We start from the raw sequence: 14362 nt of genomic DNA, 5'->3' as shown, positions 1-14362 counted from the left end.
CCGGGTCGGCACCATCCCCAGGCTGGGATCTCTATCATGCCGGTCCTGCACTATGTGACGCATCCCCAGGTTCAGGTCGACGCCAAAATTCCGGTGCCGGAATGGGAGGGCGCGCGCCAAATTGTCCACGGGTGGCGGCCGATCGACAGGCCGGCACAGCCGTAGATCCTCAGCGGATCAACAGCGCCGTGCCCCAAAGCCCGAGGGCGAACACGGTGTGTGACACCAGGTTCAGCGCCCGTACCTTCATCGGGTTGGGCCGCTTCGACGCTGCCCAGCCCGCGCCCATGCCGGGCGCCAGCAGGAACCAGCCGGCGCCGACTGTGACCATGCCGAGGATGAAAGCCGGCAGGAAAGTCGGTGCGACAAGCCAGCCCGCTCCGGCCACGACGACAAGGATGATGCCGTAGACGATGCCGACAACATAGTGAAAGGCCCAGCCCAAAGCCGATTCGTGTACATAGGGCGTCGCATCGCCAATATCGTCGTGAAAGACTTTTTCCCGTAAATGCCAGACCCAGCGGCCAACGGGGGCCCAGTTCGGCCGTGCTTGACCGAACATCTTGTAGAGAAGAAAGGCCCAGATATCCATCAGCAGCGTGGCGCCGACGCCGATCGCCACGCTACGCCAGACGATGTCGAACGTCATGGTCAGAGCAGTTCGAGGATCTTGGCGGCGCCGGATTCATCGACGCCGGGCTTGGTCTCGACATTTAGGGCGGTGACCTTGCCGTCATCGACGATCATTGAAAACCGCTTCGACCGAAGACCCATGCCGCCACCGGAGAAGTCGGCGTCGAGGCCGATCGCCTTGGCGAAGTCGCCATTGCCGTCGGCGAGGAAGAGGATCTTGCCTTCACCGCCGGTGAAGCGTGCCCAGGCGCCCATGACATGGACGTCGTTGACCGAAACCACAGCGATCGTATCGACACCGCGCGCCAGGATGGCGTCGCGGTTCTCCAGATAGCCGGGCAAATGATTGTTGCTGCAGGTCGGCGTGAAGGCGCCTGGCACGGCAAACAGCACGACCTTCTTTCCTGCAAAAATCTCGGCCGTCGTGATCGGCTTGGGGCCGTCGGCAGTCATCGTCTTGAACGTCGTATCGGGCAGTCTGTCGCCAGCGGAAATGGTCATGAGTTCCTCGCTTGGGAGAATGGGGAAGGACGTAGCCTTGGGTAGCGAACTATGCGCTTTCCCGCAACCATCGCGGGGGGCTGGATCAAGGGAAAGGCAAGAGCCCTTCGACCGCGCCTGCCGAACTCGTCAGCGTATAGTGAAGTCCGCCATCCGTGGGTGTCGTCGAGGGCCGGTCGAGGATCGGCACGGTGAAGATCAGCTTGCCGTCCTTCTGGCTGCGTGCCGGCGAACCGAACATGTAGTCGCGGTCTCCTGCGACGAAGAAGTCCGCCGCTTCCGGATCGCCGGGAAAGCTCGCCTCCACAACCAGCGTTTCATGGTCGCCCGGCAGCACGTTGATGCCGAAGTCGGATCTTGCCGGCGCGGGCAAGGTGGCGAAGCTCGCCTTGACCAGCTCCGCGTCCTCGGCATTGTCCGGGTCAGAGCCGGGGTCGACGGTCAGCCGCGTCTGCACAGGAATGCAGATCGTCTCGCAAATGCCGAGGAAAATGTCGGCGTCGATGACGGATGGATCCTTCGCGGCCGACAGCGTGAACGTCACCGGCAGCGAGACCGGATAGTCGTAGCCCGCCCATTTGCCGTAGCCGTCGTCATGACGCTTCGGCGCCGGGAAGGAAAGGCTGGCATCGGAAATGTTGGTGCTGGCCGAGATATCGAGTTGCGGCGGCACGCCCGCGTCGCCCGGGTCGCGCCAATAAGTCTTCCAGCCAGGCTTGAGCGCTATGTCGAGAACGCCCCGGATGCGGCCGGCATCGTCGGGCTTGCCGCTCGTCACCAGCCGTACCTTGCCGCCTTCGCTGTTGTACCAGGCGGACGAAGAGGCGGCGGCTGGGAGTGTGATTGCCGATCCGATAACGGCGCCGAGCAACAGGATTTTCAAGCTTTGCATGGTGATGATTTGATCGTCCGTTCATGGCCGTGCAATGATTTCATGGTCTTGCCGGTATCATATTTGCGTGACCTTTGCCGCAGGTAATGATCGGCCGGCGGCACGGGCTTGGTCGAAAACCGGCGCTGTACATCTTTTCGGCGCCCGGGAAACGCGTTACGCTCTGATCATGGACTTGTTGCGCCACAAGAAGACGGCCGCCGGCAGCGGCTTTCTCGACGATCAGTTCCTCATTGCCATGCCCGGCATGAAGGACGACCGTTTCACGCGCTCGGTCATCTATATCTGCGCCCACAGCGATGAGGGCGCGATGGGGCTGATCATCAACCAGACGCAGCAGATGCTGTTTCCGGACCTTTTGGTGCAACTTGGCATCATGAACGAGCACGAGGCGATCCGGTTGCCCGCCCGTACCCGCGATTTCGTCGTTCGCAATGGCGGGCCCGTCGACCGCAGCCGTGGCTTCGTGCTGCATACGGGCGATTACCGGGTGGAGTCTTCGCTGACCGTTTCCGACGACGTCTGCCTGACCGCGACCGTCGACATATTGCGCGCCATATCGTCGGGCCGGGGACCGCGCCACGCGCTGATGGCGCTGGGCTATTCGGGCTGGGGCGCCGGCCAGCTGGAAACAGAGATAGCCGAAAACGGCTGGCTGACCTGTCCGGCCACTCCGGAGCTTCTGTTCGACACCGACATCGAGCGCAAATACGACCGGATTCTCGCCTCGATCGGCATCGACCTCGCGCATTTGAGTGTAGCGGCCGGCCACGCCTGAGCTCAGTGGCGTGAAAGCCAATTACGCTTGCGTCAGCGGATACTGTTCCTTCAGCGTCTTCAGCACCTGATCGCCGGGCATCGGGGCGCCGAACATGAAGCTCTGCACATATTCGCAGCCCATCTGACGCAGCTCCAGCGCGTCGCGCTCGTCCGAAATGCCTTCGGCGACCACCGACAGGCCGAGCTCATGGGCCATGCTGACCATGGATTTGAGCAGCACGGCGCGTTTGGGCGTGTTGTCGTCGACGAAGCTCTTGTCGATCTTGATCGTGTCGAAGGGAAAGCGCGTCAGATAGGCGAGCGACGAATAGCCGGTGCCGAAATCGTCGAGCGACAGGCCGATTCCGAGCTGCTTCAGCTTGGTCAGCACATGGGCGGTCTGCTCGGGATTGTCCATGACCAGCGATTCCGTGAGCTCTAGCCGGAAGCAGCGCGGCTTCAGATTGGCCCGAGCAATAACCGAGCGAACATCGCTGACCAGGTCGCGGCGGATGAGCTGGCGGCTGGAGAGGTTGACCGAAACCGACAGAGGCGCGTCGCCGATCTGCTTCTGCCATGCCGCCAGATCCTCCGCGGCCTGCTGCATGGCGAACAGCCCAAGCTGCACGATCAGCCCGCAGCTTTCGGCGACCGGAATGAAATCGGCAGGCGGGATCATGCCGCGGCGCGGATGGTCCCAGCGCAGCAATGCCTCGAAGCCGGCGACGCTGCCGTCTTCCAGCCGCACGATCGGCTGGTAGGCAAGCGTGAATTCGCGCCGTTCGATGGCGCGGCGCAGGTCGGATTCGAACTGCAGCCGGTCGGTGCCGACGGCGCGGAAGGCCGGACGGAACGGTTCGATCCGATCGCCGCCGAAGCGCTTGGCCTGATGCATGGCAAGCTCGGCGTCCTTGACCATGTCCTCTGCCGAGGTCTGCGCCGAGGTCCAGGTGATCAGCCCGATCGAGGCGGTCAGCACGATCTCGCGCTTGGCAAAGGTGATCGGGGCGTTGATGGCATGCTTGATGGCGTCCGCCACCGCCGCGATGCGGGCCGGGTCCTGCTCGGAAAGCAGCATCAAGGCGAACTGGTCGCCGGCGAAGCGTGACAGCGAGTCCTTCGGCTTCAAGAGCCGGTGCAGGCGGCGCGCGATGGTGAGCAGGATGGTATCGCCGGCCGAGATGCCGAGCCCGTCATTGACCTGCTTGAAGCGGTCGATGTCGATGACGAAGACGGTCGGGCGCACCTTCTCTTCGGTCCGTGCGATCGAGATGATCGCCTCGAGCCGGTTCATGAACAATTCGCGATTCGGCAGGCCGGTGAGATTGTCGTGCACGGCGTCGTGCAGCAGCCTTTCCTCGGATTTCTTCTGCTCGGTGACGTCGACCATGGTGCCGACGCAGCGGATGACCTCGCCGTCCGATCCGATCACCGGGCGCGCGCGCAGCGCAAACCAGTGATAGTGGCCGTCGGCGCCGCGCAGCCGGAAGTTCTGCGCCACCTTGCCGCGCCGATGCTCGAGCACCACGTCGAGCGTGGTGCGGAACGTGTCGCGGTCGTCGGCATGCAGCACCGGCAGCCAGTTGCGGGCGGCACCCCCCAGACTGTTGGGGGCGAGGCCGAGTTGGATGCTGACATCGGGCTTGGTGACGACGCGGTCGCGCAGCACGTCCCAGTCCCACACCGTGTCGCCCGAGCCGGCCACCGCCAGCGCCTGCCGCTCGAGGTCGGAAAACAGTCCCTGGTGCAGCGCGCCGCCGGCAAAGGCATGCTGCATGACGGTGAAGCCGATCAGCAGGATGATGAGGATCAGACCGCCGCCAAGCGCCGGCTGGGCGATGTCGTTGTCGAGCATGCCGGTTATCGCCATCCACGATCCGCATAACCACAACAGCACCATCACCCAACTGGGTACAAGCATGATCGCGCGATCATAACCGCGTATGCCGAGGAAGATGATCAGGCCGAGCCCGGTCAGCGCGGTGGCGGCGAAGGAGAGCCTGGCGATACCCGCCGCGACCGCCGGGTCGACGATGGCGACGCCAGCGATCAAGAGCAGCCCGAGGATCCAGACCAGCGCCCCATAGCTGAAATGGCCGTGCCATCGATTGAGATTGAGATAGGCGAACAGGAACACCACGAAGGTAGCCGCCAGCGCCACCTCCGTTCCCGCCCGCCACATCTGCTCATTGCCGGGCGATATCTCGATGATCTTGTTGAGGAAGCCGAAATCGACGCAGATGTAGGCAAGCACGGCCCAGGCGAGTGCCGCGGTCGCGGGGAACATGGAGGTTCCCTTGACCACGAACAGGATGGTCAGGAACAGCGCGAGAAGGCCGGCGATGCCGATGACGATGCCGCGGAACAGCGTGTAGGAATTGACCGAGTCCTTGTAGGATTCCGGATCCCAGAGATAGACTTGCGGCAGCTTGGGTGAGGCGAGTTCGGCGATGAAGGTGATCACCGTTCCCGGGTTCAGCGTCACCCGGAAGACATCGGCGTCGGGGCTGCTCTGGCGGTCGAGAGCAAAGCCTTCGCTGGGCGTGATGGCGGCGATGCGGGTCGAGCCGAGATCCGGCCAGAAGATGCCGGAATTGACCAGTCGGAAATGCGGCGCCACGATCAGCCGGTCGAGCTGCTGGTCGGTGGTGTTGGCAAGCGCGAACACGGCCCAGTCGCCGGTGGAACGGGCGTCATTGGCCTCGACCTCGATGCGTCGCACGATGCCGTCGGGTCCGGGTGCGGTCGAAACCTGGAAGTTTTCGCCCTGGTTGCGGTAGATTTCCACGGCGCCGGACAGATCGAGCGCGACATCGTCGCGAGCGATCTTGATCGGTTCGACGGCAAAGGCCGAGGACGCCGCGCACAGCGTCAGGATCGTCGCGAGGACAAAGGCGAACAGCGGCCCGTTGCGCAGGAATTTCGTCAAAAATCAGTCCTTCGTTCCAGCGCCTGGCGGATCGTCCGCGATCCGGGCGTAGAGGTAGTGGTCCTGCCAGATGCCATTGATCCTGAGGTAGGATCGCAGAAGTCCTTCGCGCCGGAATCCGGCTTTTTCAAGCACACGGATCGACCTGATATTGTCGGGAATACAGGCCGCTTCGATCCGGTGCAACCTCAGCGTATCGAAGGCGAAGCGGGTCACGACCTTGACGGCGTCGGTCATCAGGCCACGGCCGCCGAAGCGCTCGCCGATCCAGTAGCCGACATGCCCGCTCTGCGAGACCCCGTGGCGTATGTTGCCGAGCGTAATTCCGCCAGCCAACCTGCCGCTCGACTTCTCGAATATGAAGAAGGCGATCGCGGTTCCCTGCGCATAGTCCTCGCGGTAGCGGCTGATGCGCAGTCGCCATGCCGCCCGATCAAGCTCGTCCGGCGCCCAGCGCGGCTCCCATGGTTCGAGGAATGCCCGGCTCTCGCCGCGCACAGTCGACCACTCCCGGTAGTCATTGGTGAACGGCACGCGCAGCGTCACGCGGTCGCCCTTCAGCGCCGGCAGGTCGCGGCGAAAGAAAGGGAGCGCGAACACGGCGCTTGTGCGGGCTTAGACGGCGAGCTTGCGGGCCGTGGTGGGCGTGCCCGGAAGCGAATCGAGGATCGCTTCGTATGGCGCCAGCGTACCCACGGGCCCTACAGCGGTAAGCGTCGGTTTGGTCGAGAACAGCCGTGACGACAGGTCGGTCAAACGATCGACCGTCAGCGCCGAGAGCCGCTCCATCAGTTCCTCCTTGGCGATCGGCCGGCCGAACAAGAGCAGCTGTCTCGCGATCTGCGAGGCGCGGCTGGCCGGGCTTTCCGCCGACATGATCAGACCTGCGCGGTATTGCGCGCGCGCCCGGTCGAGCTCTTCCTGCAGGATGTTCTCGCCGGCCTTCTGCAATTCCTCGATGATGACGGGCACCAGTTCGGCGATGTCGCTCTGCCCGGTCGCGGCATGGACGCCGAATATGCCGGTATCGGAAAAGCCCCAGTGGAAGGCATAGACCGAATAGCACAGGCCACGCTTTTCGCGGACTTCCTGGAACAGCCTGGACGACATGCCGCCGCCGAGGATCATCGACAGCACCTGCGAGGCGTAGAAATCGCGCACATGGTAGGCGCGGCCTTCGAAGCCCAGCACGATCTGCGCGTCCATCAGGTCGCGGTCCTCGCGGAAATCGCCGCCGACATATTGCGCATATTGCGGGATGGTGTTGTCGGCCTTGGTGCGGAAGCCGCCGAGCTGCTTTTCCACTTCGCGCACGAAATTGTCGTGCTTGATGTCGCCGGCGGCCACGATCACCATGCGCTCGGCGCCGTATTGGCGCTCGATGAAATCGTGCAATTGCTTCGACGTGAAGGATTTGACGGTTTCCGGCGTGCCCAGAATCGAGCGGCCGATGGTCTGGTGGCGAAAGGCCGTCTCGGTGAACCGGTCGAACACGATGTCATCGGGCGTGTCGTGCGCGGCGCCGATTTCCTGCAGGATCACGTGCTGCTCGCGTTCGAGCTCCTGCGGATCGAATTCCGATTCCTGCAGGATGTCGGCAAGAATGTCGACGGCCAGCGGCACGTCGTCGGACAGCACCCTGGCATAGTAGGATGTGGTCTCGACGCTGGTGGCGGCGTTGATCTCGCCGCCGACGTCCTCGATTTCCGAGGCGATCTCGAAGGCTGTTCGCCGCTTTGTGCCCTTGAACGCCATGTGCTCGAGCAGATGGGCCATGCCATGCTCTTCGTCACGCTCATTGCGGGCACCCGACTTGACCCAGGCACCCAGGGCAACCGATTCGATGCTTGGAAGGGTTTCGGTGGCGACTGTCAGGCCGTTCGACAGACGGCTTACCTCAACACCCATATGGTTCGTACTCCTTAACGCGCCGCTCGCGCACGGCGGCTGACGTAATCTTCCACCATTTTCAGGTCGGATGGAAGTACCGTGTATTTTTCCTCCGATGTCATCAACCCACCTAGCCATGCGGGCAGTGCGGGCGACACGCCGCTGGCGGCCTCGACGGCGGCCGGGAATTTTGCTGGGTGCGCAGTGCCCAGCACCACCATCGGTACGGCATTCGACGCCTTGCCGGCCGCGACATGCACGGCTGCCGCGGTATGCGGATCAAGCAGGTAGTTGCTGGCCGCGAGCGTCGAGCGGATGGTGGCGGCGACCTCGTCCATATCTGCGCGGCCGGCATCGAATTCGGCTCGCATCCCCGCGATTTCCGTGGCTTCTATGGTGAAGGCGCCGGATTGTTTGAGGCCGGCCATGTAGCGCCGCACGGTCGCCGGGTCGCGGCCCGACGCCTCGAACAGCAGGCGCTCGAAATTCGACGACACCTGGATGTCCATGGAAGGCGAGGTGGTCGCGAACACGCCCTTGGTGCGGTATTCGCCGGTCGCAAAAGTGCGTGCCAGTATGTCGTTGTCGTTGGTGGCGATGACCAGCCGCTCGATCGGCAGGCCCATTTTTTTGGCGGCGTAGCCGGCAAAGATATCGCCGAAATTCCCTGTGGGCACGGTGAAGGAGACGGGGCGATCGGGCGCGCCGAGCGACAGGGCCGAGGAGAAATAATAGACGATCTGGGCCATGATGCGGGCCCAGTTGATCGAATTCACCCCCGACAGCGAGACCCGGTCGCGAAAGCCGTGGTCGTTGAACATGTCCTTGAGCAGGCCCTGGCAATCGTCGAAATTGCCTTCGATCGCCAGGGCATGCACGTTCTCAGCCTTCGATGTCGTCATCTGCCGTTGCTGCACCGGCGAGACGCGGCCATGCGGGAAGAGAATGAAGATGTCGGTGCGGCTGCGCCCGGCGAAGGCGTCTATCGCTGCTCCGCCGGTGTCGCCCGATGTGGCGCCGACGATGGTGGCATGCTGGTTGCGTTCGGCGAGCACATGGTCCATCAGCCGGGCAAGCAGCTGCATCGCCACGTCCTTGAAGGCCAGCGTAGGTCCATGGAAGAGTTCGAGGACAAAGGCGTTGGGGCGGGTCTGGACCAGCGGGCAGACGGCCTCGTGGCGGAAGGTGGCATAGGCCTCGCGCACCAGGCGCTCGAACACGGGCGCCGGGATTTCGTCGCCAAGGAACGGCGACAGCACGCGGAGGGCCAGGTCGGGATAGGCCAGGCCGCGCATGGCGCGGATCTCGGCCATCGAGAATTGCGGCCACTGGCGCGGCACATAGAGCCCGCCGTCGCGTGCCAGGCCCGTCAGCACGGCATCGCAAAACCCAAGCGCGGGCGCTTCGCCGCGGGTACTCACATATTGCATCGTCACAATTCCGTTACTGCCTTGGGTTTTCCGCCCACCGCAAGGTGGTTAATTTCTACGCTGGCTCAGTCGCATTTTGGCCGCGCGGTTGATATACGTCACCAGCTTTGCGAGAGGGAAGTGCAGTTTCATGGCGTTTCATACATTCAGCGGTCGCTTTTTCGCGGGTCTTGCGCTCACAGGCTTTATGCTTGCCGCCGCCGGCTGCCAATCAGGCGACAACGGTATGCTGAACCTGGGTTTTGGCAAGAAGGACCCGACCGCGCCACCGCCGCCGCAGGATCCCAAGATTCTGGCCAGCCAGTTGAACGCCTATTGCCCGAGGGTGACGCTTCGCGACGGCACGGCATTCTTCAACACCTACGCCAACGAAGCCCGCAAGCCCAGGCCCAAGCTCAAGAAGACCGGCGACGCCGCGCAGGACGCCGCGGCCCAGGCTGCGGCCGACGCTGCCGCTGCTACTCCGCCGGACGATTCGGCGAGGATCATTTATCAGGCCTCGATCAGCGACGTGACCCGCGATTGCAGCCGCGCCGACGGACAGCTGACGATGAAGATCGCCGTCGCCGGCAAGATCGTGCCGGGGCCGAAATTCACGCCCGGCACCATCACCATGCCGATCCGCACCGCGGTAATGCATGGCACCGAGGTGCTTTACTCGCAGATCCACCAATATCAGGTCCAGGTTACCGATCCCTCGGTCGCCACCCAGTTCGTCTTCACCGATTCCAACGTGGTCGTGCCGGCGCCGACGGCGCAGGATTATCAGGCCTATGCCGGCTATGATGAAAATGCGCCGAAGGCGGGGACCGACAAACCGAAGAAAAGCAGGAAGAAAGCCGCCGCGACCAACTAAATCCGCCGCGGCGGTGCTCGTTGAGGCCTAGCGGACGCTCACGCGTCCGCCGACCACTCGGATAAAGCGGCCAGCGTGCCGCTCAGCTCCGCCCAGCGGCGGATCACCGTCTCGGCGCCCGCCTCCGTCAGCGCATCGGCATGGCCGGGATAGCTATGGGCGGCGCCGGTGAACCCGATGACACGCATTCCCGCCGACCTTGCGCCGGTGACGCCGTGTACGGAATCCTCGATGACGAAAGTGTTTGCCGGATGGGCGCCGAGCTTTTCGGCGGCCATCAGGAACACGTCCGGAGCCGGTTTGGTTTTTCCGGTCGGCGTCTCCATCGCGGAGAAGATACGCCCGGCGAAGAATGGCAGCAGATGCACCTTCTCCAGCATGAATTCTATCCGCTCCGAGCGTGAGTTGGAGCAGATGCAACGTTGCGCCGTCACCGAGGCGACCGCTTCGCGCACGCCCTCGATGGCGCGAACGTCGCTGCGCAGTTTCCGGTCGACCAGCTCCTCGGCGCGATCGATCAGCGATACCTGGAACGGGATGTTGGACTTCTCCTCAACCCGCATCAGAATGTCCTTGAACGTCAGCCCCGCATAGGTCTCGGCAATCTCCTCGGCCGAGATTTCGTATCCGGACAAGGTCAGGAGCTCGGCCTCGACGCGCGCGGCGATGATTTCGGAATCGACGAGCACGCCGTCGCAATCGAAGATGACAAGGTCTGGCTGGGGCATGGTGATCCGGGCAATGAGGGCGGACAGGCTTCAGGCGGCGCGGCATACACCAACGGGCATGTCGGCGCAAACCCGCGGCATCCGCTCGCTGCCCTTCACCGAATATTTACGCTGATCGGTAACCATAACCGGTAGTAAACAGTAACGCGTGCCTTGGGTGTAAAAATGTCAGCCGTGCGTCTTGTCGACGAGCTTTCCCATGCTCCCCAGCAATCCGAATGGCTGGACACGATCCTGAAGGGCGACTGCGTCGCGGCGCTCGACCGGCTGCCCGAAAAATGCATCGACGTCATCTTCGCCGATCCACCCTACAATCTGCAGCTCGACGGCGACCTGCACCGGCCCGACCAATCCAAGGTCGACGCGGTCGACGACGACTGGGACCGGTTCGAGAGCTTCGAGGCCTACGATGCCTTCACGCGCGCCTGGCTGCTGGCGGCGCGCCGGGTGCTGAAGCCCAACGGCACCATCTGGGTCATCGGCTCCTATCACAACATCTTCCGGGTCGGCGCCAAGATGCAGGACCTCGGCTTCTGGATTCTCAACGACGTCGTCTGGCGCAAGACCAACCCGATGCCGAATTTTCGCGGTCGCCGCTTCCAGAACGCGCATGAGACGATGATCTGGGCCTCCCGCGACCAGAAGGGCAAGGGCTATACCTTCAACTACGAAGCGCTGAAGGCGTCGAATGACGATGTCCAGATGCGCTCCGACTGGCTGTTCCCGATCTGCACCGGCGGCGAGCGGCTGAAGAACGACAATGGCGATAAACTGCACCCGACGCAGAAGCCCGAGGCGCTGCTCGCCCGCGTCATGATGGCCTCGACCAAGCCCGGCGACGTCGTGCTCGATCCCTTCTTCGGCTCCGGCACGACAGGCGCGGTGGCCAAGCGCCTCGGCAGGCATTTTGTCGGCATAGAGCGCGAGCAGGCCTATATCGACGCCGCCAATGAGCGCATCGACGCGGTGCGGCCGCTCGACAGCGCGGACCTGACCGTGCTCACCGGCAAGCGCGCCGAGCCGCGCGTCGCCTTCGTCAGCCTGATCGACACGGGGCTGGTGACGCCCGGCGCGACGCTCTACGACGCCAAGAAGCGCTGGGCGGCCAAGGTCCGCGCCGACGGCACGGTGGCGATCGGCGACAGTGCCGGCTCGATCCACAAGATCGGCGCCGAAGTTCAGGGCCTGGATGCCTGCAACGGCTGGACCTTCTGGCACTATGAGCGCAGTGGCGGCCTGACCCCGATCGACGAACTGCGCCGCATCGCCCGGCTGGGCATGGAAAGGGCAGGAGGCTGACCCCTGCCGACTGCCGTGCCTTGGCGTTGAGTCAAAGTCTCAACGAACCGCTGGAAGCGATTCAAATCACGCCTTGATTCCGAGCCGCTCAAGATCTGCCTTAAGCGTCTTGGCATCGGTGAACAGCACCGCTTGCCAGCCGGCCGCCTTCGCGCCGTCGACGTTCTTCTGGCTGTCGTCGATGAACAGCGTCGCGGATGGTTCGAGCTCGAACGCGGCGACGTGATGGTCGTAAATGTCGCGATCCGGCTTGATCTTGCCGATCTCGCCCGAAATGGTGACACCGCGCGGACGATTGAGAAAGTCGAAGCGTTGGCGTGCTTCGGCGAGCGTATCGGCAGCGAAGTTGGTCAGCATGGTGACATCGTGGCCGCTGTCGATCAGGCCGACCATGATAGCGACGCTGTCGTCATAGGCATGCGGCACCATGTCGTGCCAGTGGCGCCGGAAATTGCGGATGTTTTCCGCGTGATCGGGGTGGTCCGCGATCAGCAGCGTTTCCGCCTCTTCCCATGTCCGGCCGCGGTCCTGTTCGATGTTCCAGTCATGCGTGCAGACATTGTCGAAGAACCACTTTCTCTCCTCGGCATCGGGAATGAGGCGACTGAACGGAATGTTCGGGTCGTAGTGGATCAGCACTTTGCCGATGTCGAAGACGATGTGGCGGATTTCAGTCATGGGGCCTCTCTGCACTGTTCGGCGACGGCTTTTTCGTCGCGCCGGGTATCGCAGCCTCGATTGCCTTTTTCATGACAGTGGGCAGCGCTTCGCCAGAAATGTCCGATGGCAGCGACCAGAAATGGCCGGCTGGCGTCTCGCCATTGCTTCGGGCTAGGAAGACTTCAAGCTCGAGCGCAAAATGGGTGAAGACATGCGCGATCCGGCCGGCCTGCCGCCAGTCGGCGGGAAAGGGTGCTGCTGCCGCTGTGGTTGCCCCGTCCAGTCGCGCCGTCCAGCCGGTCGTCGGCACTTCCGTCATGCCGCCGAGCAGCCCTTTGTCGGCGCGTTTGCGCAGAAGAATGGCACCGTCGCTTCGCACGGCGACGAAGGCAGCGCCGCGCCGCAGCGGTTTGTCGGCCTTGGGCAGGCGCACGGGATATTGTTCGGGATCGCCTGAAATGACCGCGCTGCAGTCTTCCCGCAGAGGGCAAAGCATGCAGCGCGGCCGGCGCGGGGTGCAGATCGTGGCGCCGAGGTCCATCATCGCCTGGGCGAAATCGCCGGGCCTCGTCGCGGGAACCATGCGCTCGACATGGGCGCGGATGCCTGCCTTGGCTTCGCTGAGCGGCGTGGCAATGGAGAACAGGCGGGTCACGACACGCTCGACATTGCCGTCGACGACGGCAGCAGGCCGATCGAAAGCGATCGCCGCGATCGCCGCCGAAGTATAGGTGCCAACGCCGGGCAATTCCTTCAAGCCGGTTTCCGTATCCGGAAACCGGCGGCCGCGCCCGGCCACCAGATCGGCGCAGGCCTTGAGGTTGCGGGCACGGGAATAGTAGCCGAGCCCTGCCCAGGCTTTCATCACGTCCTCGACGGGCGCCGCCGCCAGCGCCGCGATATCAGGCCATTTCTCGACAAAGACGCGAAAATAGGCCTTCACAGCTTCAACCGTGGTCTGCTGCAGCATGACCTCCGACAGCCAGATCCGGTAAGGATCGGGCCGCACGCCACGGGCATGGTCGCGCGGGGGCACGCGCCACGGCAACTCGCGGTGATGCACGTCGTACCATGCGAGCAGGCGGGAAGCGGTGGACCCAGCTCTGCCGCTGTCCCCCGACGCAGCGCTGCCGCTGTCTCCGGGCGCAGCTCCGCTGCTGTCACTAGACGCAGCTTTGCTGCTGTCGCCTGATATGGTCTTGCGGGTCTGCTCGTGCGGTGCCATTGATCTCGTGTCGGCCTCCGCCGGGAAGAGTGGAGGTGGGTGGCTGGAGAACGCACATGGCAGGGAAAAGGCCCTTCGGCAATCCCGTTCCGGTGAGCGATCTCGCGACCGCGATCCTGGACCCGGTGCTGCGCAAGCGGGCGGGCATTTCGGTCAGCCTGGTCCAGTCGTGGGAAGAGATTGCCGGTTCGCGCCTGGCCGGCCATTCGCGCCCTGAAAAGATCCAATGGCCGCGGCGGCTGCATGAAGACGACCCGTTCGAGCCTGCCGTGCTGGTGATCGCCTGCGAGGGGATGGCGGCGCTCCATCTGCAGCACGAGGCCGGCGAGATCATCAATCGCGTCAATGCTTTTCTCGGCTTCACGGCCATCGGCCGCATCAGGATAGTGCAGAAGCCGGTCCTAAGTGAAAAAGCGCGGCCGAAACCGCCCGTCAGGCCTCTCAACGAGGCGGAAAAATCAAGACTCTCGCACATCGTCGACAAGATAGAAGACGATGGCCTGCGTGCCTCGCTGGAGCGGCTCGGCGCCACTATTCTGGGACAAAGAAAGTCATAGCAC

General features: G+C 63.6%; 15 protein-coding genes. 5 read left to right on the top strand and 10 right to left on the bottom strand.

All coding sequences use genetic code 11. The annotated features are described in order from the left end of the window. Nucleotides 1-36 precede the first annotated feature (36 nt). The gene (locus tag LB533_RS29825) at nucleotides 37-165 is read left to right on the top strand and encodes a hypothetical protein (RefSeq protein WP_263487317.1); all 129 of its coding nucleotides are present in this window, start codon (nucleotides 37-39) and stop codon (nucleotides 163-165) included. Nucleotides 166-169: 4 nt separating this feature from the next. Here the strand turns inward: LB533_RS29825 and LB533_RS05340 are convergent, their stop codons facing one another. From LB533_RS05340 to LB533_RS05330, 3 genes are all read right to left on the bottom strand, one after another. Further along, nucleotides 170-649 (bottom strand): DUF2938 domain-containing protein, encoded by a 480-nt coding sequence (locus tag LB533_RS05340; protein ID WP_140638668.1) that lies wholly within the window; start codon nucleotides 647-649, stop codon nucleotides 170-172. A gap of 2 nt (nucleotides 650-651) precedes the next feature. After that, nucleotides 652-1134: a peroxiredoxin gene (locus LB533_RS05335; RefSeq protein WP_140558196.1), complete on the bottom strand. Its 483-nt coding sequence runs from the start codon at nucleotides 1132-1134 to the stop codon at nucleotides 652-654. An 85-nt stretch (nucleotides 1135-1219) separates the two neighbouring features. Then, on the bottom strand, nucleotides 1220-2026 hold the full coding sequence (locus tag LB533_RS05330; protein WP_140638669.1) for a protein-disulfide reductase DsbD domain-containing protein: 807 nt from the start codon (nucleotides 2024-2026) through the stop codon (nucleotides 1220-1222). 169 nt (nucleotides 2027-2195) lie between these two features. On the opposite strand from LB533_RS05330, the gene LB533_RS05325 reads away from it, so the two are divergent. After that, a complete protein-coding gene (locus tag LB533_RS05325; RefSeq protein ID WP_140494949.1) occupies nucleotides 2196-2804 on the top strand; it encodes a YqgE/AlgH family protein in 609 nt (202 codons plus the stop codon). 21 nt (nucleotides 2805-2825) lie between these two features. Here the strand turns inward: LB533_RS05325 and LB533_RS05320 are convergent, their stop codons facing one another. Genes LB533_RS05320 through thrC form a run of 4 tightly spaced genes read right to left on the bottom strand, consistent with a single transcriptional unit; the run spans nucleotide 2826 to nucleotide 9034 of the window. After that, nucleotides 2826-5714, bottom strand: a complete 2889-nt coding sequence (locus tag LB533_RS05320) for an EAL domain-containing protein (protein WP_140638670.1) — start codon at nucleotides 5712-5714, stop codon at nucleotides 2826-2828. 3 nt (nucleotides 5715-5717) lie between these two features. Then, nucleotides 5718-6314 carry a GNAT family N-acetyltransferase gene (locus tag LB533_RS05315; RefSeq protein ID WP_140494945.1) on the bottom strand — a complete coding sequence of 199 codons (597 nt, stop codon included), beginning with the start codon at nucleotides 6312-6314 and terminating at the stop codon, nucleotides 5718-5720. 15 nt (nucleotides 6315-6329) lie between these two features. Beyond that, the gene (locus LB533_RS05310; RefSeq protein WP_140494943.1) at nucleotides 6330-7622 is read right to left on the bottom strand and encodes a M16 family metallopeptidase; all 1293 of its coding nucleotides are present in this window, start codon (nucleotides 7620-7622) and stop codon (nucleotides 6330-6332) included. Nucleotides 7623-7636: 14 nt separating this feature from the next. Beyond that, complete coding sequence (gene thrC / locus LB533_RS05305) at nucleotides 7637-9034, bottom strand: threonine synthase (RefSeq protein WP_224676834.1); 1398 nt, start codon at nucleotides 9032-9034, stop codon at nucleotides 7637-7639. A 130-nt stretch (nucleotides 9035-9164) separates the two neighbouring features. Here thrC and LB533_RS05300 point away from each other — a divergent pair, with 130 nt between their 5' ends. Then, the gene (locus LB533_RS05300; RefSeq protein WP_224676833.1) at nucleotides 9165-9890 is read left to right on the top strand and encodes a hypothetical protein; all 726 of its coding nucleotides are present in this window, start codon (nucleotides 9165-9167) and stop codon (nucleotides 9888-9890) included. Nucleotides 9891-9928: 38 nt separating this feature from the next. Here the strand turns inward: LB533_RS05300 and LB533_RS05295 are convergent, their stop codons facing one another. Next, on the bottom strand, nucleotides 9929-10618 hold the full coding sequence (locus tag LB533_RS05295; protein ID WP_140638674.1) for an HAD family hydrolase: 690 nt from the start codon (nucleotides 10616-10618) through the stop codon (nucleotides 9929-9931). Nucleotides 10619-10783: 165 nt separating this feature from the next. Here LB533_RS05295 and LB533_RS05290 point away from each other — a divergent pair, with 165 nt between their 5' ends. Next, nucleotides 10784-11917 (top strand): site-specific DNA-methyltransferase, encoded by a 1134-nt coding sequence (locus tag LB533_RS05290; RefSeq protein WP_224676832.1) that lies wholly within the window; start codon nucleotides 10784-10786, stop codon nucleotides 11915-11917. Between the two features lie 66 nt (nucleotides 11918-11983). Here the strand turns inward: LB533_RS05290 and LB533_RS05285 are convergent, their stop codons facing one another. Continuing rightward, complete coding sequence (locus LB533_RS05285; RefSeq protein ID WP_224676831.1) at nucleotides 11984-12595, bottom strand: HAD family hydrolase; 612 nt, start codon at nucleotides 12593-12595, stop codon at nucleotides 11984-11986. After that, entirely contained in the window at nucleotides 12588-13802 is a 1215-nt protein-coding gene (mutY, locus tag LB533_RS05280) for an A/G-specific adenine glycosylase (protein WP_224676830.1), read from the bottom strand. The genes LB533_RS05285 and mutY overlap by 8 nt, the downstream gene beginning before the upstream one ends. 56 nt (nucleotides 13803-13858) lie before the next feature. Here mutY and LB533_RS05275 point away from each other — a divergent pair, with 56 nt between their 5' ends. Beyond that, the gene (locus LB533_RS05275; RefSeq protein ID WP_140638831.1) at nucleotides 13859-14359 is read left to right on the top strand and encodes a DUF721 domain-containing protein; all 501 of its coding nucleotides are present in this window, start codon (nucleotides 13859-13861) and stop codon (nucleotides 14357-14359) included. The last annotated feature ends 3 nt before the right edge of the window (nucleotides 14360-14362 follow it).

Source organism: Mesorhizobium sp. BR1-1-13, assembly GCF_020165515.1.
Lineage (GTDB): Bacteria > Pseudomonadota > Alphaproteobacteria > Rhizobiales > Rhizobiaceae > Mesorhizobium.
The sequence above is the reverse complement of the archived record's forward strand: the minus strand, read 5'-3'. Positions and strand labels throughout refer to the sequence as shown.